Raw genomic sequence first — 22,944 nt, 5'->3', positions numbered from 1 at the left:
GCGCGGCGACGGCGAGCGACGCCCCGGCGGCCTACCGGTCGTCGACGACGACGACGCGGAGGTCGTTCACGTTCGTCCCCGTCGACCCCGACCTGAGGCGTCCACCCGGGGACGCCGCGGCCGCATCGCTCGACGCGGACGCACCCGGGCCGCCCGACCGCTCGCGCTCGAATCGCTCGAGGAACCCGCTCGCGTCGTTCCGAGCGAGCGCAGCACGCGCGCCGTCGCGCAGTTCCGCGTCCGCGAGCGCGTCGGCCGCGAGTACCGCACCGGCGTCGTCAGTGCTCCCGTCCCGGCCATCGGTGTCGACCGCGGCGACCGCCACGTCGACGCCGTCGGGGAGACGAGGCCCGTCGGCGAGGTCGAGCGCGGCACCGAGGACGAACTCCTGGTTCGGGCCACCCTCGCCGTCGCCGGACACCGTCACGGTCGTCTCGCCCGCCGACACGAGGACGACGGGCGCCTCGACCGGGTGGCCGGCGGCCGCGGCCTCGCGGCCGACCGCGGCGTGGAACCGCCCGCACTCGCTGGCCTCGCCGGTCATCGTCGTCGACAACACGGTCGGCTCGAACCCGCGGGACGCGGCCGCCGCCGTCGCGCCCGCGACCGCCGTTCGCGCCGACGCGACCACGTGGTAGGGCGCACCGTCCAAACCAGTGCCGGAGAACGCATCGTCGTCCGCATCGGGCGTCTCCGCGACGCCACCCCACCCGCCGCCGGCGACGCCCGCTTCGAGGTGCGAGCGCACCGCGGGCGCGTCGACGCCGTACCGGTCGAGGACGGCGAGCGCGTCCGCGAACGTCGACGCGTCCGGTGCCGTCGGCCCGCTCCCGATGACCGCCGGGTCGTCGCCGACGACGTCCGAGACCGCAACCGTCAGCACCCGCGCCGGCGCCGCCGCGACCGCCAACCGACCGCCCTTCACCGTCGAGACGTGCTTCCGGACCGCGTTCACCTCGTCGATGGCTGCGCCCGCGTCGAGCAGGGCGCTCGTCACCACCTGGAGCGCGTCCAGCCCGACCGACTCGACGGGCGCGGCGACCAACGCCGACGCCCCACCAGTCATCGCCACGAGCACGAGCGTCCGCTCGTCGGCGTCCCCGACCAGGTCCCGGAGGTCACGCGCCGCCGCCACGCCGCGCTCGCTCGGCACCGGATGGTCGCCGACGCGCACCGACACCGGCCCCAACGCGAGCCCCGTAGCCGGCTCGTCCACGACCACCAGCCCGTCGTCGACCCGACCGTCGAGCGCGTCCACGAGCGCCGACGCGACCCGGTCGCAGCCCTTCCCCGCACCGACGACGACGACGCGGTCGACGTCCGCGAGCGCGTACCGCTCCCCACGAACCACGAGCGCATCGTCGTCGACCGAGACCGCCTCGCGCGTCGCCCGCCACGGGTCCGCGCGCTCCACGCCCGCAGCCAGACACGCCACCGCCGCCTCGACCACCCCCGACTCGCGACTGTCGTCGCCCACACCCTCGGCGGACTCAGCGAGAACGTCGAACACGACTCACGCGAACAACCGCCGCGCCAGCGCGAACAACCGGTCACGCACGCGCTTCGGAACGAACCGCGCGAGCCCCGAGTACTTCGCTATCGGCCCGACTGGATACCGCGGCGCCGGATCCGTCGCGCTCGCCGCGTTCACGATCGCGTCCCCGACCATCGCGGGCGAGATAGAGGCCGGCCCGAACCCGCCCATCGACGCCGCGTCGTCGTACAGCTCGTAGATGTCGTCGTACGCGCCCGACCGCGCCGTCGCGTCGAGTTCCTCGTCCGCGCGGTCGTAGAACGACGACTCGACCGGCCCCGGCGCAACCACCACCACGTCCACGCCGAACTCCTCGACCTCCGCGCGGAGCGCGTCACTCATCGACTCCACGGCCGCCTTCGACGCCGCGTACGCCCCCGACCCCGGTATCGAGAGCTCGCCGACGACGCTCGACACGTTCACGACCGTCCCATCCCCGGCCTCGCGCATGTGCGGGAGCGCCGCGCGAACGAGACGATGCGGTCCGAACGCGTTCACCTCGAACTGGCGTTCGACCGCCTCGGTCGACACGTCCTCGAGCGGCCCGAACTGCGCGAACCCCGCGTTGTTCACCACGCAATCGATGCGACCCTGCTCGTCGACGACGCGCTCGACGACCTCGTCGACCTGCTCGCCGTCGGTCACGTCCAACTCGGCGGTCCGACACCCGGCGTCGGCCAGTTCGGTCACGTCGTCGGTATCCCGCGCCGTCGCGTACACCACCCAGTCCTCCGCGAGGAACGCGAGCGCCGTCGCCTGCCCGATACCAGACGACGCTCCCGTCACGAGGCAGACGTCCTTGTGTCGTGTCTCCCCATCCTCGTCGTCGACCGCGACCGCCGACTCGTCCGCGTCAGTCATGTCCCCGGCTTCGCCCGGCGGGTACGTAAGTGTCACCGGTCCACGAACGAGACGCCTCGTCCGGACCCGACGGTTCAAATACGGGAACGCAGCCAGGGTCGGCGTCACGACTGACACGACGCGCGTCGGTCCAGGCGGGAGCGCGACCCGCCGACGCGCACGACGGCCACGGGTCGCCTGCCAGCCCCAGAACAGCCAGCAGCCACAGCGTCGACCGCGCTCCGCAGTCACTCCTCGCCGCGTTCGACCTCGCGCTTGGCGTCGTCGGCGTACGCGTCCGCCAGTCGCGTCGGCTCCGGGAGCTTGTAGCCCGCGGTCGTCGCGAGCACCACGTCCGCCACCGTCGTCGCCGAGACGCGATGCCCGGGACTCACCCAGAGCGGGTTGATCGACTGCTGGCCGGAGTCGTACTGGCGAGACTGAACCGCGTACCCGATCACCTCGCCGTCGGGCGCGGTCACGTCGCCGTCCGCTAACACCGGCACGCGCTCGCCCTCGGCGAGGCCGTCCACGTCGCGTTCGGACGACCCACAGAGCAGGTTCTTCGCCACACCGATCGCTGGAACGTCGAACACCACGCCCATGTGCGTCGCCAGGCCCGCCTCCCGATAGTGGATGCGGCCACTCCCGTCGAACAGCACGAGGTCCGGGTCCGAGTTCAGGCCACGCAGCGCGTCCACGATGGGGCCGCCCTCGCGGAACGACAGCAGACCCGGAATATAGGGTATCTCCAGTGGCGTCACCGCGTACGAGCGCTCGACGACCTCGTCACCGCGGCGGACCACGACCGCGGACACCGCGCGGTCGTCGAGGAACGCCTGGTCGACGCCCGCGACCAGCGGGCCCTCCGGCCGCCCGACGCGCGCCGCGTCGAACGCGAACTCGTCCGCGAACGACGCCGCCCCGGCCACCTCGCGCTGTAGCGACTCCATCGCTTCGCGCGACGCGGACGCGTCCGGCAGGAACTCCGGGCGAACGACGTCCATCAGTATCGACCACCGACGAGCTCGACCGCCATCAGAACCGACGGCGACCACCGGGGCCACCGGGACCACCGGGCCCGCGGCCGCCACCGAACCCGAGGCTCTGCGGACGCCGAACGTCACCCTCGATGTACTTCCCGTACGCGAGCCCGATCGCGAGACCAACCAGGTGAGCCGCCTGTGCGGTCCCGCCCGCACCGATACCGCCACCGATGATCGCGAGCGAGGAGATCAGCGCGTAGAAGATCGTGATCGCCCAGATCGGGACGGGGAGGATGAAGTAGATGTACACCTTCAGGTCCGGCGCCAGGATGGTGAGGACGCCCAGGATCGCCAGCGCCGCGCCACTGGCCCCGAGCACGCCCGAGGGGATGCCCGGATTCATCGCCATCGCCAGCCCGATCTGACTGAGGCCCGCCAGCATCCCCGTTCCGAGGAACAGCAGCGTGAAGTCACGCGAGCCGATGATGTCCTCGACCAGCCGGCCGAAGAAGAATATCACGATGGCGTTCCCCGCGATGTGTCCGAGGCTCGGCGGTGGTGCGTGCGCGAATATCGACGTCACCCACGTCCAGACGTACAGTGGGTTGTCCGAAGACAGGATGAACACGTCCAGGTACGCCTGCCTGCCCACGAAGTTCAACACGAGCCACTGCGTCAACCACGTCACGAACATCAACGCGAGGAACACGTACGTCATGTTCCCGCGGAAGTACGACAACGCGCCACCCGGCCCGAACAGCGAGAACGACCGCCCGCTGCTCTCGGACCCGACCGAGTCGTCGAACCCGCTGTCGAACACGCCCTTCGGGTCGTTCCACTCCGTCAACCCCGGACAGTCGTGCTTCTCCGGCAAGCGATGTTCGCCGCAGTACGTGCTCCCGCAGTGCGAGCACGTGTACGGCATGTTCTCTTGCTTGCCGCACTCGTCGCATGTCGCCATTGGCGGCGGCTACGGGAGGACGGGTCAAGGGGCTTTGGGTGTCCGTCACCGCCAGCGGGGGACGGCGACCGCGACCGTCGGGACCGCGGTGGTCGACGACGGCTAGAAGAGCGCTTCGTCGTCGTCCAGGAGCTTCGCGGGCCCGCCGACCTCCCAGATGGTCGTTCGAACGCCCGTCTCGGCGACGGCTTCTTTCACGCGCTCGACGTGTTCGGCGGTCGTGTTCACGTACACTGACGCGCCGGTGTCCGTCGAGAACCACACGGGGACGGAGTTCACGTCGTCGTCGTCCTCGTACCCGTTCTCGCGGAGGTCTCGGACCTTGTCGAACACGGAGAGCGTCGCGGGCTTCCAGTACACCCAGCCTTCGGGGCCGGTCATCGTCGTCGCAGCGAGACTCAGCGAGTCGTGTTCTGCGATGTCGCCGACGCGCTCCAGGTCGTCTTCGTGCAGGGCGTCCTTGCAGTCCTGGAGTTGTTCGACGACGTGCGCCATCCGGTCGCCGAACATGTGGCTGCGTTCGGCCTCCGTGTGTGCGTCGTCGGTCTCCTTGTACGCGGGGACGAGCGCGACGACGATCTTCAGTTCGCTCTCGAGGTCGGTGGGGATGCGGTGACTTCGACAGTCCTGGTCGTTCATGCCGGCGTTCAGGTACGAGAATCCGCCGGTGACGGCGCGCGCGGCGCTCGCGGAACCGACGCGCGCGATTGTCGAGATGTCCTCGAGTGTAGCGTCCAGTTCCGCGGCTTCGGCGAGCGCGCGCGCCGCGGCGGCGAATCCGGACGCCGAGGACCCGAGGCCGACGTTCGACGGGAACGAGTTCTCGCTCTCGAGTCGGACGGGGTAGACGGTGTGCGCGGCGTCACTCATCGACCGGGCCTTCTCGACGACGCGTTCGACGCGGTCGAACGCGGACCCGTCGAGTTCCTCGCCGTCGACGACGTACTGGTCTTCGTCGTAATCCATCGAGAACTCGACGGTCGTCTTCGTGTGGCTCGGTGCCGTGCAGACGCTGATAGAGTCGTGGTAGGGGAGTCGTTCGATGTCGTCACGCATCCCGTGATACTTGACGAGGCCCTGGATCGGGTGAGCCATCGCGGTAGCTTTCATACCACTACGGGAGACGACCGCGCGCTTAAAACCCACGGCGGCAGGATTCCATGGGGTTCGGTGACGGAGTCGGTGTGTCAGGACGTGAGCGATTCGAGTTTCTCGCGAACGCGAGCGTTCTGCTCGACGGTCTCGCTGAGGGTGGCGAGTCGTTCGTCGATGGATTCGACGGTCGCGGTCAGGTCGTCGACGGCGTCGGCGAGTTCGTCGACGTCCTCGCGGACGTCCGCGGCGAGGTGGTCGATGTCGTCGCTGTTCGAGCGCACGGCGGACGCGAGGCCGTCGACTCGCTCCCGTTCGGCCGCTTGCTCGGATTCGATCGTCTCGACGCGTGCGTCGACCGCCTCGAACGCCTCCTCGAAGGCATCGGTCTTCGCTTCGATGTCGTCGGTCTTCGCCTCGATGTCGCCGGTCTTCGCCTCGACGTCGTCGACGTCGGCTCGGAGCTCGTCGCGGTCCTCCGCCGCGGCGACGCTGCGTTCGTGGAGCGACCCGACGTCGGCCTGAAGGTCCTCGAGCACGTCGCGTGCGGTCCCGTTCTCGTCGAGGAACGCCTCGAGGGCGTCCGTGTACGCCGTGAGTTTCTCGACGCGAGTCTGGAGGTGGTCGATGCGTGCCTCCGTGCTCGTTCGCGGGTCGATCCCCAGGCGTCGGCGGAGTTCGACGCGCTCTCGCTCCGTGACGCCACCCGACTCGAGTTCGTCGAGTAACTGTTCGGCGACGCGAGACGCGTCGGCGGTCGTACTCTCGCCGGTCGTGGTAGTGGTCTCGTCGGCGGTCGTACTCTCGTCGGTCGGGTCACCGGTCTCGTCGTCGGCGAACTCCCATGCGCTGTCGGGGTTCTCGACGAGTTCGTCGAAGGAGACCGGCTCCGAACCGAAGTCCACCGTCCCTTCCTCGAGCGCGTCGACCTCCGCGGCGAACTCGTCGTACTCCGCCGGGTCGAGTGCCTCGTCGAGCAACTGGAACTGCTGGTCGGCGTTCGAGTCGATGCTCTCCGCGGGGACGCCGTCGACGTCCACGTGCTCGAAGGTCTCGACGGTCACTCCCTGCAGTTCCTGGAGTGCACCGACGATGTCGTCCTCGTCGAGCGCGCTCGATATCGTGACCGCGAGCTCGTCGGGGTTCGCGCCCGATTCGAGGTCGGGGAGCGTCGGACTCGCGCTGTAGACGGTCGTTCCGTTCAGTAACCCTTCGAGGACCTCGATCGCGCAGTCGGTGCTGGCGTCCTCGGTGAACGCGACCTGGAAGTGGTAGGCTGCCTCGTCGGCGCGCGACCGGTCGTCGTGAACGCGGAGCGCGTTCTCGAACGCGTCGCCCGTCCACTCCTGCCCATCGTCGATCATCTCGGAGTCGGCGTGCTCGGTAGTCTCGGAGTCGGCGTGCTCGGTAGCCCTCTCCGCGTTGGCGTGTGCACGCTCGGAGGGTTCGACTCCGGTAGCAGCTTCGTCGGCGCGCGCTGGCTCTACCGCTGGCGCCGAGACGACCGCGTTCGACGCGGTCTCGTCCTCCTGCGCGGCGGTGGATGCGTCGTCCGACGTGGCGTCGGGGGTCGGTTCGGCACCGGGCGTCGATTCGCTACCGATGGTGTGCTCGTGTACGCGCTCGTACACGACCTCCGGAACGCGGTCAGTCGGTTCGGCCGCGTCGAACGTGGTCGCGTCCACTGGGTCGACGGGTTCGTCGTCGACGACTGGCGGGTCGGCGTCCTCGGCGGGGACGACGTGGACTGGGGCGTCGACGAGCTCGTCGATGGTCTCCGGGTCGGTGACCGGGACGCCGAGCGTGACGCTGGCACGGTCCTCCGGTTCGAGGGTCGAGCGCCACCTGACGTCGCCGTTCGCGTACACGGTGCAGTCGTCGGCGTCGACTGCGACGGTGCCAGGGTCGATGGCGTCCGGGAGTTGCGTTTCGACGACGACCGTCGCGACGTCGGTCGTGTCGGACTGGACGGCGAGTTCGAACGTCGGTAGCCCCGAATCGGTGATAGAGACGGTGCTCTCGCTACTGGTGTCGGCGTGCGTGTTCATGATTCCCCCATGTGGCCCCCCCGGGACACGGGACTGGGCGTAGCAGAAACATACTTCCACTAACACTTAATTCGGCGGGTTGGTTACGCGCCTTAGGCAGTTCATACGGTACCGTAACGGCCCATGTCGGGTGATTCACCGAAACCCGAACGGCTAACCGTCGGGTATCCAACGACACCACCATGGGTACGCCACGCGACTCACGCCGCGCGCAAGCCGAGACCGTCGTCGAACGCCTCCACGAGGAGTATCCCGACTCGACGATATCGCTGAACTACGGGTCGCGACTGGAACTCCTCGTCGCGGTCGTCCTCTCCGCGCAATGCACGGACGAACGCGTGAACGAGGTCACGAGCGAACTCTTCGAGACGTACCGGACGCCCGAAGACTACGCGAACGCGACCCAGGACGAACTCGCGGACGCCATCTACGGCATCACGTTCCACAACAACAAGGCCGGCTACCTGCAGGGTATCGGCGAGCAACTGCTCGCCGAGCACGACGGCGAGGTCCCCGACGAGATGAGCGCGCTCACGGACCTCCCCGGCGTCGGGCGGAAGACGGCGAACGTCGTCCTCCAGCACGCTCACGACGTCGTCGAAGGGATCGTCGTCGACACGCACGTCCAGCGGCTCTCGAGACGTCTCGGGTTGACGACCGAGGAGCGCCCCGAGGCCATCGAACAGGACCTCCTCGACGTCGTCCCCGAGAGCGAATGGCAGCAGTTCACGCACCTCCTCATCGACCACGGCCGCGCCGTCTGCGGTGCGCGCAGCGCCGACTGCGACGCGTGCGTCATCGCGGACGTCTGCCCGAGCGAACAGGGCGACAGCGACGTCGACCTCGCCAGCGGCGAAGCCTGGTGACGCCAGGCAGCGACCGCGTGGTCGCGTCGGCCAAGCCGGTTTGGCCCGGCGCATACCCGCGTGGCTCAACGCACTTCACGTATGACCAACGAGGAAGCAACCGACGCCGACCGCCACGAGGAGCGCTCGCCCGAGGAGCGAACGAACGTCCCCGCCGAGGAACTCGCTGACGTCGACGACGCCGTCGAGGACGCCGAAGCCGAACGCGAACCCGGGGAACGGACGAACACCGAGAAGCTGAACGACGAGGCGCGCGAGCAGAACCGGCACGACAACGCGCCCGACGAGATGCCGAACCGCCAACAGTAACGACGAGGCGCGCGCCATCGGCGCACCGTCGTTCTCGCGGACCGGAGCGAACGGCCGCTAGAGGACCGCGAGCGGCCGCTAGAGGATACTGTACCATCTGACGTACCGCGCGACGCCGACGAGGTACGCGAGGATCCAGAAGAACACGTACCCGAACACGCCGACGCGCAGGCGCGTCCGCCACTTCCCCATGTTCTCGTGGAGTTCGTCGATGGAGACGTCCTGGTCGGGGTCGTCGTAGAGGTCCGCTCCGCGTTTCGCCTGGAAGATGCGGACGATGCCCCAGAAGCCGAACAGGAGCATCGCGTACGCTTGCAGGCCGAAGAACGCGTGCAGGGCGGTGAGGCTGCTGAGGTTGTCGAACAACCGCGGCGCCATCCAGAAGACGACCGGGACCGTGTTCAGGGCGAGGCCAGTGACGACGAACTTCAGGTGATGAACGAGGACGTCCCACGTCACGACCGGCTGGTTGATGATGTACCAGGCACCGTAGACGTAGAACGGGAAGCTGGCAGTGACGACGGCGGCGACGACCGTCGCGACCACCACGTCTTCGACCATGCCCGGCCCTAACGGCCGGGGCGTCCTAAAGGACGCGTTCCCGGACGCCCGCGGTCGGAAAGGGTAAACGCCCGTGGACCGAAGTGTCCGAGGATGACTGACTCCCGACCGACGTCGGCCGACGACCCCGACCCCGGGAGCGACAGCGACGACCCGACCGAGTCGACCGTGGACGCGCCAGCGTCAGCCGACGATTCGCCGTCGGACGCGGAACTGCGCGCACGCGTCGAGGAGAAGTACGACTTCGAGGACTTCGGGCCGCGAGACATGGCGGAGATGACGCCCGAGGAGTGGGACGCCGCGTTCGACGCGGAGACGTGGATCACCGGCGACGAACTCCTCGAGCGCGTGCAGGTGGACCTGGAGCGGCGCGTCGCCACCCGGGACGTGTTCGCGGTCGTCGAACGCCGCGACGTCGACGGCGAGGACGCCGTGCTCGCGTTCTCCGACGAAGGGTACGCGCTCGTGCGACCCGACGGCTCCGTCGAAGGATTCGGGACCGTCCTCCGTGACGTGAAACCGACGGTCGCGCTCTGCTCGATGGACTCCTACGAGCCCGAGGAACCACCTGCTGGTGCCGTCCTCCCGAACCCAGAGGAGGTCCCCGAGGGAAGCGGGGAACTGGGGAACTTCATGCTCCAGGTTATCGCCGGCGTCCTCGGACTCTCCGGCGTCGTCCTCCTCGGCGGTGCAGTGTTCGCACCGGGTGCCGCCGGTGCCGGCGAGATCGGTCGCGGACTCATGGTCGTCTTCGGCCTCCTGTTCCTCGCCGCCACGTTCGTCCTGTTCTTCACCGTCGCGAACGCACGGCTCTCCGACAAGTTCCGCGCCGAAGAGTACCGCGAACGCCTCCGAGCCATCGGCCTCGAGGACGGCGAACGACCGGCGTTCCTCCCGACCGAAGACGACGAGGGAACCGTCGAGACCGCGCTCGACTCGCCCGGCGAGGACGACCCCGACGACGGACCCGTCGACGCCGAACGAGCCGAGGAGACGGACCCGGAGATGACGGGTCGTGGGGAGGGGGAGCGCGAGGGCGACGAGAGCTCGAACCCGGCCACGTAATCCCCGCCAGACACCCGCATCGGTGGGTTTAAGCAACGCCAATCCTGACCTACGGATGTATATGAAAAGGCGGGACTTTCTGAGAACTGCCAGCGGCGTTACCGGAGCCGCCGCGGCAGTCGGCGCGGCGTCCGCAGGCGCCGCCGCCGAGGACCAAGGACGCTCCGGCGCGCCCAACAACACCACGACCACGGGCGCACCGAACGGTACAGGCTCGGCCAACAACACCACGGCCGGCGGCGGTGCGCCGAGCGGCCCGACCAAAGAGGTCGTCGTCGGCCCCGGTGGGTCGCTCGTGTACGAACCGGCGGACCTGACCATCGCCAACGGGACGACCGTGAACTTCGTGTGGGACTCGGACAACCACAACATCGTCGTCGACAGTCAACCCGACGGCGCCGGGTGGGAAGGCACGCCCGGTGGAGACTCGAAGACGTACGACACCGGGTACGAGTACTCGCACACGTTCACGACCAACGGCGAGTACGCGTACTTCTGTCAGCCCCACGTCGGCGCGGGCATGGAAGCGACCATCACCGTGCAGGACTCGGTGTCCGCCGGTGGCGGTGGTGGGAAGGAGCAGGACCCCGAACACATGGGCGTGCCGTTCCAGGCGCACTTCGTCGGACTGGCGACCATCCTCGCCATCATCAGCTCGCTGCTCTTCACGTTCTACACGCTCAAGTACGGCGAATCAGCACACACTGCGGCCCCCAACAAGAAATAAATCATGTCGACCAAAGGAAGCAACTACGGCGACATACACCGGTACGAGCCCGCTCGCGAGAGCACGGCCGCCGCGGTCGCTATCGTCCTCCTCACCGTCATCGAGGTCGTGTTCGTCGGCCTGTTCACGTACGGGCTCGTCGCCGGCTGGGGACTGGATGCGGTCGGGAACATGTACCTCGGCACGATCCTCGCGATCATCTTCGTCGACCTGGCCTTCATCCTCCTGCTGTACCGCAAGGAGTTCCTCCCGGACGTCATGATCGTCAAGAAGCGACGCCGGAAGTGGGAGGACCTCTACATCCGTGAAGAGGACGTCGACGGGACGAAGAGCTTCGACACCGAGAACGCCGTCGAGACACTGAAACGGGCAGTATACCCGTACTACAAGCGATAACTATGCCATTGGACGAAGACAAGTATCCGGTCGAATCGGACCGTCGGCGGTTCGTCAAAGGCGTCGTCGGCGGTGCCGCACTCGCGGGCGTCACGACAGCGAGCGCCGCCGCCGTGAACACAGCTACCGCGCCCACGGGCGCCGGTGGTGGGACGACGACGTTCTACGCCGTCGAGAACACCGACGGGCCTGCACCGCGCGGGATGCCGCAGATCCCCGTCGAGATAGACAGCGAAGGCTACCTGAAGGGCGCGTGGCCGGAGTACGAGGACGGCGCGGACGCCGCGGTCACCGAGGACTACAAGGGGTCGGGCGTCGACTACTCCTCGGCGTGGTTCCAGTACTGCGGCGTGCAGACGTACTCGGGCGTGTACCCGGAAGCGGACCAGGACAACTACTTCCGGTACTCCGACAGCGGTTACGACTGGCATAGCGACAAGGGCGGCGACAAGATACACATCGACGACTTCCAGGAACTCGGCGACCCCTGGCGCGAGTGGAACACGTCGTTCGGGACGAGAGCGAACGGGAAGCCCGCGTCCGGGACGTGGCGGTCCCAGGACCTCGAGCCCGCGGAGACGATGCCGATTCAGCTCATCCGCTCGCAGAACGTCCTCGACCTCGCGAAGGAGGACGAGTGGATCGACGCGTCCACGGCCGAGGGCTGTGTCGCGTGGCTGAACAAGTGCACGCACTTCTGCTGCGTGCCCGGGTTCAAGTCGATCGCGGGCTCCGCGAACTTCGGTGCAGCGGACAAGATCTACTGTCAGTGCCACCAGTCCGTCTACGACCCGTTCAGTATCGTGCAGAAGTCGTTCGTGGCACTGCCGCGGCCGGAGAAGGAGGGCTGACACAATGAGTCTGGAGAAGAAAGACGAGCACGACCATCGCGGCTGGATACAGAAGCGAGACCTGACGCCCGTGGAGAAGGGCTACCTGATGGTCCTCGTGTACCTCGACCGGCGTCTCCGCATCGTTGACTACCTCGAACTCCTCGAGGACCTCTACTACAAGGTCAACATGCAGATGCCCAAGAGCCACACCGAACAGTACAATCTCGACAACAAGTTCTGGTACTGGTACCCGTTGTACGCGCTGGGGTCGTTCTCGACGATAGCGTACGTCGTCGCCGCGTTATCGGGCGCCCTGCTCGGGTTCTACTACGCGCCGGCGACGACCGGCGACCCCTCGGGTGCGTACAACCAGATCGTGTTCATCATGACCGACCTGAACTTCGGGTTCATGCTCCGCTCCATCCACCGGTGGGCGGCGCAGGTCATGGTCGCGGCGGTCTTCCTGCACATGCTCCGCGTCTACTTCACGGGCGCGTACAAGGAACCCCGCGAGCTCAACTGGATCCTCGGCATCGTCCTCATCTCGCTGACGATGGTGTTCGGGTACACGGGCTACCTGCTGCCGTGGGACCAGCTCGCGTTCTGGGCCGGGCAGATCGGCGTGGAGATGTCGCTCTCGATACCACTCGCGGGTGAGTGGGTCGCCCAGCTCCTGTTCGGTGGGTTCACGTTGAGTCAGGCGACGCTCCAACGGATGTACATCCTGCACGTGTTCCTGCTCCCGTTCATCGTGACGACGCTCATCGCCGTCCACATCGGGATCGTCTGGATGCAGGGCATCGCGGAACCACACTAATACAATGGCAGACAACAACGACGAGGAACCCATGGCTGACGGCGGCAGTGGCACCGGCATCGTCGCGCCGGACGACGAGACTCCGACGTGGCGCGAGCGCAAGGAGCGGACGGAGGGGCTCTCCCGGTTGACCTACGAGTACTTCGAGCGGGCGCGACGCGAGGACCAGGACCTCCGCCAGGAGTCCGATTACGTGGAACGCGACGTGCTCGCGTTCCCGGCGTGGCCCCACGAGATGATCCGGAACCTCTCCCTGACGAGTTTCTTCGTCGGGATGATCCTGTTCCTGTCGGCGACGCTCCCGCCGCACATCGGGCCGCCGGCGAACCCGAGTAGTACGCCGGCGATCATCCTCCCGGACTGGTACCTGTACTGGTCGTTCGGCCTGTTGAAGCTCGGCCCGCTGAACCCCGAGCTCTCCATCCTCGGTGGGGAGACGGCGGCGGAGGGCGCGAAGCTGATGGCGGACCGGACGTACGGCGTGGTCGCGAACCTCGTCGTCGTCGGGTTCGTCGCCATCGTGCCGTTCCTGAACAAGGGGAGTGCGCGCCGTCCCGTCGAGCAGCCGTTCTGGGCGGCTGTCGGCGTGTTCGGCGTCGTGTTCGCGTTCACGATCAGCATGCTCTCCATCAAGAACCTGCTCCCGATCGGGTCGAATCTCCTGCTGGACGTGACGTTCCTGCTGCCGTTCGTCGCGGGAACGATCTCGTACGCGCTGCTGCGGTCGATGCAGGAGGGCTACATGTACGACCTGAACCGTCGGTACTACCGGCTGCGGCCGCCGAAGTAACTGCTGACACACGTTCTTTCGATGACTGACGACGAGCCAGTAGAGGATGGTGCTCGCGGGTCTCGCGAGGTCGAGGTCCCGATGCGTCTCTACAAGACGGTGACGGTGTTCGCGACGTTGATTGCGATGGTTGCGGTCATCCTCGGGTTCGTGGCGTTGGACGTGGCGACGAACCGCGCGCAGGCGTCCCCGGACGAGGTGAACGTCGTGCTCGCGCTCGCAGGATTGGGGAGTATCGTCCTGGGGGCGTTCGTGTACGCGTTCTCGACGCGCTTCCGGACTGCGGGAATGGGAAAGTCTAAAGACGAATCCGACGAAGGTTCAGGTAATGGCTGACGAATTCGCCAAAGGCACGGCTATCCTCGCCGGCGTGGGACTGATCTGGATGGTCCTGGCTGGCTGGTACAAGACGCCGTCGTTCGAGGGTGCACAGTTGACGGGTGCGCCGCCGGCTGAACTAGGGACGTACGGCGAGATGGCGCTCGTGCTCGAGAGTGGCCTGCGCTGGTTCATCATCATCGGTGTGTTCACGTTCTGGGTCGTCATCCCGGCGGCCGAGCAGACGCGCGAGTACTTCGCGAGCTGAATCGGCGTTTCTACGATGCCGTTCGGTTGTGCGTTCTCGTCGACCAGCTATCGAGCTCTCCGCCCTGGACGTGGTCGGTGGTCGAGGTGTAGTGGGTGGTCGGTGGTAGAGGTGTAGTGCTGGTTCGGTACTGTCCGGTCTCGCGACGGCGATCCGTTACTGTTCTATCTCGTGGTGGTGGTTGGTGACCGGCTGGTCTGGTTGGGTCGACGCGGGTTCGTGAGTGGTCGAGGACGCTGGCTCGTGAACGGTCGACGAGGCTAGCTGGAGTTGGTGGTTCTCGTCGGTCGCGCGGTCGAGGTCCCGGGTTGCGGTTGTCGGCTCCGTCGAGTCTATTGCCGGTGCGCGCTCGGAAGGGCTTCGTGTGGTCGGCGGGACGTTCCGCGAACGGGAGGGGCGTGGCGATGGTGTGCCAGGTCGGCGTTCGGTTACGTGTGGCGGTGTCTGTCCCAGGAGTGCCTTCGCAAGGACGGGTGTCGTCGGGCTGCCTTCCGGCGGCGGTGCTCAAGGCGCTGCAGTGTCGTGCGGGCAGAAGAACGAGTCGGGGCGGTTCCGTGGTCAGATGATCTGGGAGAGTCCCTGGACGAACACGTCGAACTCGTTCGCGAGCTGGAAGGTCGCGTACGCGAGGACGAGCAGGGACGCGAACAGCGCGCCGTTGGGTCGACGAACCGACTTGTCCTTGCGGAGGTCGACGCTCCGCGTCTCGTACTCGAAGAAGTCCGTGATGAACATCCCGAGGACGAGCATCGTGAGGACGACGCCGCCGTGTTGCTCGTACGTCGTGTAGTAGAACGTCGTCAGGATGAGGACGAGCGTCGACGCAGTGTGCAGCGGGTGGCGGGACGCGGTCTCGACGTCCTCGTCTTCGGCTTCGCTGACGTTACGCTGGTAGGCGAGGATGCGCGTCGCCATGTTGGCGAGCACGAGCACGACCAGCAGGTACTTGACGAGTTCGACGCCGAGCACCTTGCTGGTGAGGATGGCGTCGAGGGGTCCGAACATCGTCGCTGGGTCCATAGATGAGTCTGTGTGGACGAGCCATTAGTGCTTTTCCAATGCGTGCGGCCACGGGCCGGTGCTCTGAGGAGTGACGACGACCCTGAGGGGGTCGTCGGGGGCGGCTTCGACGACGTCACCGTGCCCGATGCGGGTGACGTGGGTGTCGTCGATGCGGAGGGAGACGTCGCCTTCGTCGCGTTCGACGGTGAGGGTGACGTCGTCGTCGGGGACGACCCAGTCGTCGGCGTTCGTCGCGAACGGTGCGATGGGGATGGCGGCGAGCACGCCCGTGTGTGGGGCGACGACGTGGCTACCGGCGGCGCGTGCGTATCCCTGCGAGCCGACGGGCGTGGCGAGGACGACGCCGTCGGCGCGGAACTGTCCGACGACGCGGTCGGACGCGGTGAGCGTGTACTCGCTGATGCGTGCGGGTTCGCTCGTGACGAGCGTGACGTCGGCGAGTGCGCGGATGGGGTCGATGTCGGGGGCGTCGACGGCGAGCGTTCGACGCGTCGTCGTGTCGTGCTCGCGGTCGACGAGGGTGGCGATGGCGTCGTCGGCGTCGGCGGCCGGGACGCTGCGCGTGCTCGGGTCGGTCTCGACGGGGAGGACGGGTGCGGTGACGCGCGCGCGGACGTACTCGAGGAGTGCCCGGTCGCCGGGGGCGACGGCAGCGTCGAGGTCCCTGGCTGCGAGTGCGGGGGCGTCGTCGACGACGGGCCGGCCGCCGGCGTGCTCGACGGCGGCGGCGAGCGCGGTGACGTCGGCGGCGGTGGCGTCGACGATGCCAACGACCGCGTCGGCCGTCGTGGACTCGTCCATACTCGGGGTTGCGGTGGGGCGAACAAAAACCCTGCAGGTCTCGTCGCCGCGCCCTCGGCCACCCTCGCGTTCTCCGCCCGGGCGCACGATGCTGGTGTATCGCGGTCCCCGCCCGGGCGCGCGACGGTGGTGCGTCGCGTCCTCCGGCCGGCGCTCGATGGTGGGGGTGGTCAGTCGTCGTACGGCCAGTCGCCCGTGATCTTCATGCCTTCGGCCTGGTCCTCGTCCTCGAGTTGCGCGGCGATGGCGTCGGGGTCGCGGTGCTCGATGGTGGTGTCGTCGCTCGCGAGTTCGACGGCGAGTTCCGCGAGGACGATGCCCTGTTCGCGGAGGTCGCGTTGCTCGAGTTTGTCGAGGGTGTCGGCGTGCGTGTGGCCCCAGCCGCGGCCGCTTCCGGGCGTCTTCCCGTAGACGTGCGTGCCGGGGACGCCCCACTGGACGAACGGCCAGTGGTCGCTGTGCGGGCCGAGTTCGGGCGTGACGTACGCGGGGTGCCCGAGCCGGTCGGCGACGTCGTCGATGGCGTCGGCGAGCGCGTCGAAGCCGTGCGCGTAGAACCCGAGGTCTCGGCCCTGGCAGACGCCGTCGAGGTTCAGGACGGTGGCGACGTCGTCGCGGTCGGTGGTCTCGGCGAGGTGGTTCGAGCCGACGAGGCCGACCTCTTCGGCGCCGAAGCAGACGACGTGCACGCGCGTGTCGAGGTCGGCTTCGCGGCGAGCGAGCGCGTCGACGACCTGGACGACGGTGGCGGTGCCGGCGCCGTTGTCCATCGCGCCCTCGGCGATGTCGTGGGCGTCGACGTGACTCGTCAGGAGGACCTCGTCGTCGGTGTCCGGGCCGAGCGTCGCGTGGACGTTCTGGCTGGTCGCGTCCTCGATGGTGGCGGTGACGTCGACGTCGACGACCTCGCCGTCGGCGCGTCGGGCGATGCGTGCGCCGACCTCGGCGGAGACGCCGACGGCGGGGATGTCGCCGACGGGGTCGGCGTCGGTACCGACGCTCCCGGTGGGTGGGAGGCAGCCCTCGACGTGGTTCCGGTAGACGAACGCGGCGGCGCCGGCCTCGACGGCGTGATAGTACTTCTCGCGTCGGTGCAGGTAGCGGTCGTACCACTCGGGGACGTCCGAGCGTGCGAGGGCTATCTTGCCGTCGAGGTCGGCGTCCTCGAAGTCCCGCGGGAGGCCGTATCCGAGGTCGACGAGTTCGCCGGACGCGGCCCCGTCCGGCGATCGCGGGAGCGCGATGACCTCGTGGCGCTGGTCGTACGTCTCGCCGGCGGCGTCGAGACTGCTCGTCCCGCGCTCCCAGCCCTGGACGTCGAACTCGGCGAGGTGGGCGTTGCGCGCGCCGGCGTCGGCGAGGGCGTCCCGCGTCGCTTCGGCTGCGCGGCGCTCCCCGTCGCTGCCGGCCATGCGGTCGCCGATGTCGACGAGTGTCTCCAGGTGGTTCCAGCCGACGTCGCTCGTGAACGTCTCACCGATCCAGTCTGTCATTGCCTCTCACGAATCGACGGCTCGTGTTAGGGTTTCCGGCTTGCGAGTCCGTGGCTCGATTCGACGATTCGTCAATATTGCCACGACCTGATACGGGAACTGGCCGATGAATCCGAGATGGCTTTAAGTACTCGGTGATAATTTCATGAGCGAATCTGTTTGAGGCGATTCTTTATTACCCGTGCGGGCGATTGTCCGATAGACCCTCAGGTGTCACTAATGTCGAAGGCTGACAACATCGTTCGCGTCATGTCCCCGGGCGGCTCGCAGGTCACCGACCACAGCGTCTCCGCAGAGCGCGCACGCTCGCTCTACGAGACAATGGTACTCGCCCGGACATTCGACGAGAAAGCAGTCAGCCTCCACCGCCAGGGCCGCATCGGGACGTACGCACCGATGGCCGGCCAGGAAGCGGCCCAGATCGGCGCGGCCGCGGCGATGCCCGACCGCGACTACCTGTTCCCGACGTACCGCGACCACGCGATGTTCCTCCAGCGCGGCGTCGACCTCCGCGAGGTCCTCCTGCACCTCTCCGGCGAAGGGAACTACATCGACCACGCGGACTCCGAGGACCTGACGACGTTCCCCATCACGATCCCGATCGCGACCCAGCTCCCGCACGCGGTCGGCGTCGGGATGGCGGCGAAGTACAAGGACGACGACGTCGCGAGCCTCGTCTCGTTCGGCGACGGCGCCACGTCCGAAGGCGACTTCCACGAGGCGATGAACTTCGCGGGCGTCTTCCAGACGCCGACGGTGTTCTTCTGCCAGAACAACGGGTACGCCATCTCGGTGCCTCGCGAACGGCAGACGGCGAGCGCGACCATCGCCCAGAAGGCCCAGGCGTACGGGTTCGAGGGCGTTCGCGTGGACGGGAACGACGTGTTCGCGGTGTACGACGTCGTCACGGAGGCGCTCGAGAACGCCCGGAACGGCGGGGGGCCGACGCTCATCGAGGCGGTCACCTATCGGAAGGGCGCGCACACGACGACGGACGACCCGTCGAAGTACCGCGACGAGGCCGACGCCGAGGACTGGCGGCTCGAGGACCCCCTGGACCGCGCGCGGACGTACCTCAGCGAGGAGTTCGGGTGGTCGGAGACGGACGAGGCGGCGACCCAGGAGTGGGCGACGGAGACCGTTCGGGAGGCGGTGGCGGCGGCCGAGGACCACACGGGCCTGGATCCCGGGGAGATGTTCGAGCACGCGTACGCGGACATGCCCCCGCACCTCCGCGAGCAGCGTCGGCGGCTCGTGGACGACCCGCAGGTCGACCACTGACCGCGGACTCCGTCGCGTCGGCGGTCCGGGCAGTGGGTGCCGGTTCAGAGCAGTGCTTCTTCGCGGAGTCCGTTGACGACGTCGTCGACGAGTTCGTCGAGCGAGTCGTAGGGGAAGTCCTGGTACGGTTCGAGTCTGACGGCGAGCTCCATCGCGGTGAACCGTCGGTCGCCGACGCGGACGCGTCGACTGTGCGGAGCGTCGACGGCGGCGGCGACCGCGAGCTGGTCGTCGACGGGGAACGAGACGTCGACGAGGACGGCCGCGAGGTGGTCGCGGACCACGCGTTCGGCGTCCTCGCGGTCGCGCTCCTCCGAACTCGGGTCCGCGGCGTCCTCGTGCACGCGCCATCGTACGCGCGCGGTCGACTTTACCTCCCGGCGTGCGTCCGCGTTCGGTCGGCAGCGGTCAGTCGTCGTCGGTGAGCGTGGCGAGCAGGGTCTCCATGCTGTAGCTGCCGAGTGCGCGGGCGTCCTCGTGGAGTTCGTCGATGACGTACGTGGAGTTGGTGCGTTCGACGGCGTCGACGGTCTCGAAGTCGCGGATGAGGCGGCCGACGTCGTCGCCGTCGTGGAGGCGCGCGATGGCGACGTAGTCGGTCTCGCCCATCGTGGAGAACAGTTGGGTGACGCCCTCGATGGCTTCGATGTCGTCGGCGACGTGCTCGTGGCTTCCCGAGTAGTCCGTGAGGACCTCGAGGATGACGGTGATGCCGAGGCCGAGCGCGTCGAGGTCGAGGTCGTAGCAGTCGTTCTCGATGACGCCGGCCTCGCGGAGGTTGTTCAGTCGGTAGTGGATGGTGGAGACCGGGATGTCGGTTTCTTCGTGGAGTCGTTCGGGGCTGCCGGTGCCGAGTTCGCTGATGGCCTTGAGGAGTCGTACGTCGCGGTCGTCCATGCGTCGACGGTCGGCCGCGACCGACTTCAGCCTCCCGACCGAGTCACAGTTGGATAGAATCTAGAATATCGATAGAAGTCGTAGTTTCGTACAACTGCTGTGTCGAGAGCAATTCACAATTCTGCTTCTGGACTTCGAGTTGCAACGGATTTTAATACTGCCATCCGTTCGCGTTGGATAGCAACCAATGATTCCGCAGAAGTTCTGGAGAGCGCTTCCAGATACGAGCCTGATGTTCGTATCGCTCGCAATCCTCTGGGGGACGTCGTTCGTCGCCATCGAGGTCGGCCTCCATCACGTCCCCGCGCTGGCGTTCGCCGCGCTCCGCTACGACCTCGCCGGCGTCGTCGTCCTCGCGTACGCTATCACCGCGACCGACCGCTGGCGGCCCCGCACCCGGACGGAGCTCATGAGCGTCCTCGTCCCCGCCGTCTTCGTCTTCGGCGCGTACCCCGCGCTCCTCTACGTCGGCGAGACGTACGTCTCCGGCGCCGTCGCCGCCGTCGTCGTCTCGCTCTCCCCCGTCCTCACCGCGGGCGTCGGGAGCGCACTCGACCTCGAGGAACCCCTGACGACCACGGGTCTCGTCGGCGTCGCACTCGGGGTGCTCGGCGTCGGCGTCGTCGTCGACCCCGGCCCGGGCGCGCTCGACGGCGGCCTCGTCGGCGTCGCGCTCGTCCTCGCCGGCACCGCGTGCTTCGCGCTCGGGAGCGTCCTCGCACGGCCCTTCGACGCTGGCCTCCCGAAGCCGACGACGCAAGCCTGGGGGATGGTCGGCGGTGCCGTCGGCCTCCACTTTGCCAGCCTCGCCCGCGGCGAATCCCTCGCCGCGGCGACGTGGACGACCGACGCCGTCGTCGCGCTCGCGTACCTCGCGCTCGCCTCCGGCGCCGTCGCCTTCCTCGTCTACTTCGAACTCCTGGAGCGCGTCGGCGCCACCGAACTCACGCTCGTCTCCTACCTCGAACCCATCGTCGCCGCACTCGTCGGCTGGGCGGTCTTCGGGAACGTCGTCGACACCACGACCGCGCTCGGGTTCGCCGTCATCTTCGTCGGGTTCGCCGTCCTCAAACGCCACGCACTCACCGACGTCATCGACACCCTCAGACGGCGCGTGCACGTCCGCACCTGACCACGTCGCGCTCGAACCGCGAGACAGCCACTGGCCGCGCGTGAACCGGCGACGTCCTCGCGTTCCTATCGGTTTTAGTGCGCGGCCGACGCATGGAGAGCCATGACAGCCTTCGACTTCGACGAGTCGCTGCTCGTCGAGCTGACCGAAGCGCACGGGGTACCGGGATACGAGGACGCGGTCCGCGACGTCGTCCGCCGGGAGTTCGACGCCGCGAGCGCGGTCGAGCAGGTCCGCTCGGACGCGATGGGGAACGTCGTCGGGACCATCGAGGGCGCCGAGAACCCCGAGTACGAGGTCGTCGTCGCCGCGCACATGGACGAGATCGGGTTCATGGTTCGCAACGTCGACGACGACGGGTTCCTGCAGGTGGACGCGCTCGGCGGCTGGGACCCCGAGGTCCTGCGCGCGCAACGCGTCGTCGTCCACACCGACGACGAGGACCTCCTGGGCGTCATCGGCTCCATCCCGCCTCATTCCGGCGGGAGCGACGACGACGAGGAGCGCCAGGTCCACGACGTCGACGTCGACGTCGGGCTTCCCGTCGAGGAAGTCCGCGAACGCGTCGCGGTCGGCGACCGCGTGTCCACCACGCAGACGACCGAGGTCGTCGGCGACTGCATCAACGGGAAGGCCGTCGACAACCGCGTGAGCGTGTTCGCACTGTGCGCGCTCGCCGACCGCCTCGACGACCCGCCCGTGACCGTCCACCTCGCCGCGACCGTCCAGGAGGAGGTCGGGCTCCGCGGCGCCGAAGCCATCGGCGTCGACCTCGCGCCCGACCTCGCGCTGAACCTCGACACGACCGTCGCGAACGACGTCCCCGAGACCGACGACGACAAGCACGTCACGAAACTCGGCGCGGGCGCCGGCATCAAGTTCAAGGACTCGAGCGTCATTCCGAACCGGAAGGTCGTCGACCGACTGCGTTCGGTCGCCGCCACCGAGGACGTCCGCGTCCAGCACGAGGTCCTCCCCGCCGGCGGCACCGACACCGCCGGCTTCCAGCGCTCCTCGGGGCCGACCCCGGTCGGCGCCATCTCGTTCCCGACGCGGTACCTCCACACGCCCACCGAGAGCGTGCACGGCGACGACGTCGCCGCCGCCATCGACCTCGCCGAAGCCTTCCTCGACACCGAGACCGGCGACCACGACTACCGGCTGTAGGCCAGCCGGCGACTCGCCGCCGCGATACGCCGGTCGGCTCGCCGCACGGAACCGCCGTGCGCGAATCGAAGATTTCAGTACGGGGCTCCCCTAACGACCGGGTATGGACGAAGACGCTACGGACACGCCTGTCTCGCGCCGGCAGTTCATGACGGCCGTCACGGGCGCGGCCGCGGCCGGCGCCGCGGGGAGCGCCGCCGCACAGGAAGGCACCGAAGGCGGTGGCGGCGGGGGCGCGACCGAGGAGGTCGTCGTCGGCCCCGGCGGCTCGCTCGTGTACGAACCGGCCGATCTCGAGATCGCGGTCGGGACGACCGTGAACTTCGTGTGGGACTCGGACAACCACAACATCGTCGTCGAGAACCAGCCCGACGACGCGAACTGGGAGGGAACCGAAGGCCCGGCGTCGAAGACCTACGACACCGGCCACGAGTACTCGCACACGTTCAACACCACCGGCGACTACGACTACTTCTGTCAGCCCCACGTCGGCGCTGGCATGGAAGCGAGCATCTCCGTCGTCGAGAGCCTCGAACCCGCGGGCTCCAGCGGCCCGGTGCTCCCCGGGAGCGCGAAGACGCTCGCGGTCGCCGGCACCGCCGCGATGCTGTCGGTGCTCTCGATGGCGTACTTCTTCATGCGGTACGGCGGCGACTTCGAGACGCCGGAGTAACCCGGCCGCCTGGCGAACGTTTACCGGCCGCATTCACGACCGTCGTTCCCGCGCCGTCGTTGCGGC

Annotated in this window: 26 protein-coding genes; 14 read left to right on the top strand and 12 right to left on the bottom strand. The window is 68.1% G+C overall.

Annotated elements, in window-relative coordinates; all coding sequences use genetic code 11:
* Positions 1-31 precede the first annotated feature (31 nt).
* The 6 genes from LI336_RS05890 to LI336_RS05865 form a co-directional block, all read right to left on the bottom strand.
* Complete coding sequence (locus LI336_RS05890; RefSeq protein WP_227131833.1) at positions 32-1,477, bottom strand: glycerate kinase type-2 family protein; 1,446 nt, start codon at positions 1,475-1,477, stop codon at positions 32-34.
* Positions 1,478-1,513: 36 nt separating this feature from the next.
* Positions 1,514-2,395: an SDR family oxidoreductase gene (locus tag LI336_RS05885; protein WP_227131831.1), complete on the bottom strand. Its 882-nt coding sequence runs from the start codon at positions 2,393-2,395 to the stop codon at positions 1,514-1,516.
* A gap of 227 nt (positions 2,396-2,622) precedes the next feature.
* Positions 2,623-3,381, bottom strand: coding sequence for an endonuclease V (locus LI336_RS05880; protein ID WP_227131829.1), 759 nt, complete (start codon positions 3,379-3,381; stop codon positions 2,623-2,625).
* A gap of 31 nt (positions 3,382-3,412) precedes the next feature.
* Positions 3,413-4,321, bottom strand: a complete 909-nt coding sequence (locus LI336_RS05875; protein WP_227131827.1) for a rhomboid family intramembrane serine protease — start codon at positions 4,319-4,321, stop codon at positions 3,413-3,415.
* A 102-nt stretch (positions 4,322-4,423) separates the two neighbouring features.
* Positions 4,424-5,431, bottom strand: a complete 1,008-nt coding sequence (gene mvaD / locus LI336_RS05870) for a phosphomevalonate decarboxylase MvaD (protein ID WP_227131825.1) — start codon at positions 5,429-5,431, stop codon at positions 4,424-4,426.
* 77 nt (positions 5,432-5,508) lie between these two features.
* Positions 5,509-7,461 carry a hypothetical protein gene (locus LI336_RS05865; RefSeq protein WP_227131823.1) on the bottom strand — a complete coding sequence of 651 codons (1,953 nt, stop codon included), beginning with the start codon at positions 7,459-7,461 and terminating at the stop codon, positions 5,509-5,511.
* Between the two features lie 182 nt (positions 7,462-7,643).
* Between LI336_RS05865 and nth the strand changes: the two genes are divergently transcribed.
* Together nth and LI336_RS05855 are read left to right on the top strand one after the other, a co-directional pair.
* Entirely contained in the window at positions 7,644-8,327 is a 684-nt protein-coding gene (nth, locus tag LI336_RS05860; protein ID WP_227131821.1) for an endonuclease III, read from the top strand.
* Positions 8,328-8,408: 81 nt separating this feature from the next.
* The gene (locus tag LI336_RS05855) at positions 8,409-8,636 is read left to right on the top strand and encodes a hypothetical protein (protein ID WP_227131819.1); all 228 of its coding nucleotides are present in this window, start codon (positions 8,409-8,411) and stop codon (positions 8,634-8,636) included.
* Between the two features lie 78 nt (positions 8,637-8,714).
* Here LI336_RS05855 and LI336_RS05850 read toward each other — a convergent pair whose 3' ends face one another.
* On the bottom strand, positions 8,715-9,197 hold the full coding sequence (locus tag LI336_RS05850; protein ID WP_227131810.1) for a DUF7321 family protein: 483 nt from the start codon (positions 9,195-9,197) through the stop codon (positions 8,715-8,717).
* A 93-nt stretch (positions 9,198-9,290) separates the two neighbouring features.
* Between LI336_RS05850 and LI336_RS05845 the strand changes: the two genes are divergently transcribed.
* The 8 genes from LI336_RS05845 to LI336_RS05810 all read left to right on the top strand — a co-directional run bounded on the left by LI336_RS05845 (position 9,291) and on the right by LI336_RS05810 (position 14,411).
* A complete protein-coding gene (locus LI336_RS05845; protein WP_227131809.1) occupies positions 9,291-10,262 on the top strand; it encodes a DUF7319 domain-containing protein in 972 nt (323 codons plus the stop codon).
* Between the two features lie 61 nt (positions 10,263-10,323).
* The gene (locus LI336_RS05840; RefSeq protein WP_227131807.1) at positions 10,324-10,989 is read left to right on the top strand and encodes a plastocyanin/azurin family copper-binding protein; all 666 of its coding nucleotides are present in this window, start codon (positions 10,324-10,326) and stop codon (positions 10,987-10,989) included.
* A gap of 3 nt (positions 10,990-10,992) precedes the next feature.
* Positions 10,993-11,385: a DUF7318 family protein gene (locus LI336_RS05835; RefSeq protein ID WP_227131805.1), complete on the top strand. Its 393-nt coding sequence runs from the start codon at positions 10,993-10,995 to the stop codon at positions 11,383-11,385.
* Positions 11,386-11,387: 2 nt separating this feature from the next.
* The gene (locus LI336_RS05830; protein ID WP_227131803.1) at positions 11,388-12,236 is read left to right on the top strand and encodes a ubiquinol-cytochrome c reductase iron-sulfur subunit; all 849 of its coding nucleotides are present in this window, start codon (positions 11,388-11,390) and stop codon (positions 12,234-12,236) included.
* A 4-nt stretch (positions 12,237-12,240) separates the two neighbouring features.
* Positions 12,241-13,035, top strand: coding sequence for a cytochrome b (locus LI336_RS05825; RefSeq protein ID WP_227131801.1), 795 nt, complete (start codon positions 12,241-12,243; stop codon positions 13,033-13,035).
* A 4-nt stretch (positions 13,036-13,039) separates the two neighbouring features.
* Positions 13,040-13,825, top strand: a complete 786-nt coding sequence (locus LI336_RS05820; protein WP_227131799.1) for a cytochrome b family protein — start codon at positions 13,040-13,042, stop codon at positions 13,823-13,825.
* A gap of 21 nt (positions 13,826-13,846) precedes the next feature.
* Positions 13,847-14,161, top strand: coding sequence for a DUF7315 family membrane protein (locus tag LI336_RS05815; protein WP_227131798.1), 315 nt, complete (start codon positions 13,847-13,849; stop codon positions 14,159-14,161).
* A complete protein-coding gene (locus LI336_RS05810; protein ID WP_227131797.1) occupies positions 14,154-14,411 on the top strand; it encodes a DUF7314 family protein in 258 nt (85 codons plus the stop codon). The genes LI336_RS05815 and LI336_RS05810 overlap by 8 nt, the downstream gene beginning before the upstream one ends.
* Before the next feature lie 558 nt (positions 14,412-14,969).
* Here the strand turns inward: LI336_RS05810 and LI336_RS05805 are convergent.
* The 3 genes from LI336_RS05805 to LI336_RS05795 form a co-directional block, all read right to left on the bottom strand.
* A complete protein-coding gene (locus LI336_RS05805; RefSeq protein ID WP_227131796.1) occupies positions 14,970-15,431 on the bottom strand; it encodes a DUF7313 family protein in 462 nt (153 codons plus the stop codon).
* 24 nt (positions 15,432-15,455) lie between these two features.
* On the bottom strand, positions 15,456-16,235 hold the full coding sequence (locus LI336_RS05800; protein WP_227131794.1) for an NAD(+)/NADH kinase: 780 nt from the start codon (positions 16,233-16,235) through the stop codon (positions 15,456-15,458).
* 170 nt (positions 16,236-16,405) lie between these two features.
* A complete protein-coding gene (locus tag LI336_RS05795) occupies positions 16,406-17,728 on the bottom strand; it encodes a M28 family peptidase (protein ID WP_227131792.1) in 1,323 nt (440 codons plus the stop codon).
* A 219-nt stretch (positions 17,729-17,947) separates the two neighbouring features.
* Here LI336_RS05795 and pdhA point away from each other — a divergent pair, with 219 nt between their 5' ends.
* Positions 17,948-19,009, top strand: coding sequence for a pyruvate dehydrogenase (acetyl-transferring) E1 component subunit alpha (pdhA, locus tag LI336_RS05790; RefSeq protein ID WP_227131790.1), 1,062 nt, complete (start codon positions 17,948-17,950; stop codon positions 19,007-19,009).
* A gap of 44 nt (positions 19,010-19,053) precedes the next feature.
* Here the strand turns inward: pdhA and LI336_RS05785 are convergent, their stop codons facing one another.
* A complete protein-coding gene (locus LI336_RS05785) occupies positions 19,054-19,353 on the bottom strand; it encodes an MTH865 family protein (RefSeq protein WP_227131789.1) in 300 nt (99 codons plus the stop codon).
* 64 nt (positions 19,354-19,417) lie between these two features.
* Positions 19,418-19,906 (bottom strand): Lrp/AsnC family transcriptional regulator, encoded by a 489-nt coding sequence (locus tag LI336_RS05780; protein WP_227131787.1) that lies wholly within the window; start codon positions 19,904-19,906, stop codon positions 19,418-19,420.
* A gap of 232 nt (positions 19,907-20,138) precedes the next feature.
* On the opposite strand from LI336_RS05780, the gene LI336_RS05775 reads away from it, so the two are divergent.
* The 3 genes from LI336_RS05775 to LI336_RS05765 all read left to right on the top strand — a co-directional run bounded on the left by LI336_RS05775 (position 20,139) and on the right by LI336_RS05765 (position 22,878).
* The gene (locus tag LI336_RS05775; RefSeq protein ID WP_264475278.1) at positions 20,139-21,038 is read left to right on the top strand and encodes a DMT family transporter; all 900 of its coding nucleotides are present in this window, start codon (positions 20,139-20,141) and stop codon (positions 21,036-21,038) included.
* 102 nt (positions 21,039-21,140) lie between these two features.
* Positions 21,141-22,205, top strand: coding sequence for a M42 family metallopeptidase (locus tag LI336_RS05770; protein WP_227131779.1), 1,065 nt, complete (start codon positions 21,141-21,143; stop codon positions 22,203-22,205).
* A gap of 103 nt (positions 22,206-22,308) precedes the next feature.
* Positions 22,309-22,878, top strand: coding sequence for a plastocyanin/azurin family copper-binding protein (locus tag LI336_RS05765; RefSeq protein WP_227131777.1), 570 nt, complete (start codon positions 22,309-22,311; stop codon positions 22,876-22,878).
* The last annotated feature ends 66 nt before the right edge of the window (positions 22,879-22,944 follow it).

This window comes from Halorubellus salinus (assembly GCF_020567525.1).
In the GTDB taxonomy this organism is placed as follows: Archaea; Halobacteriota; Halobacteria; order Halobacteriales; family Natrialbaceae; genus Halorubellus; species Halorubellus salinus.
This window is presented reverse-complemented; position numbering and strand designations above follow the sequence as displayed.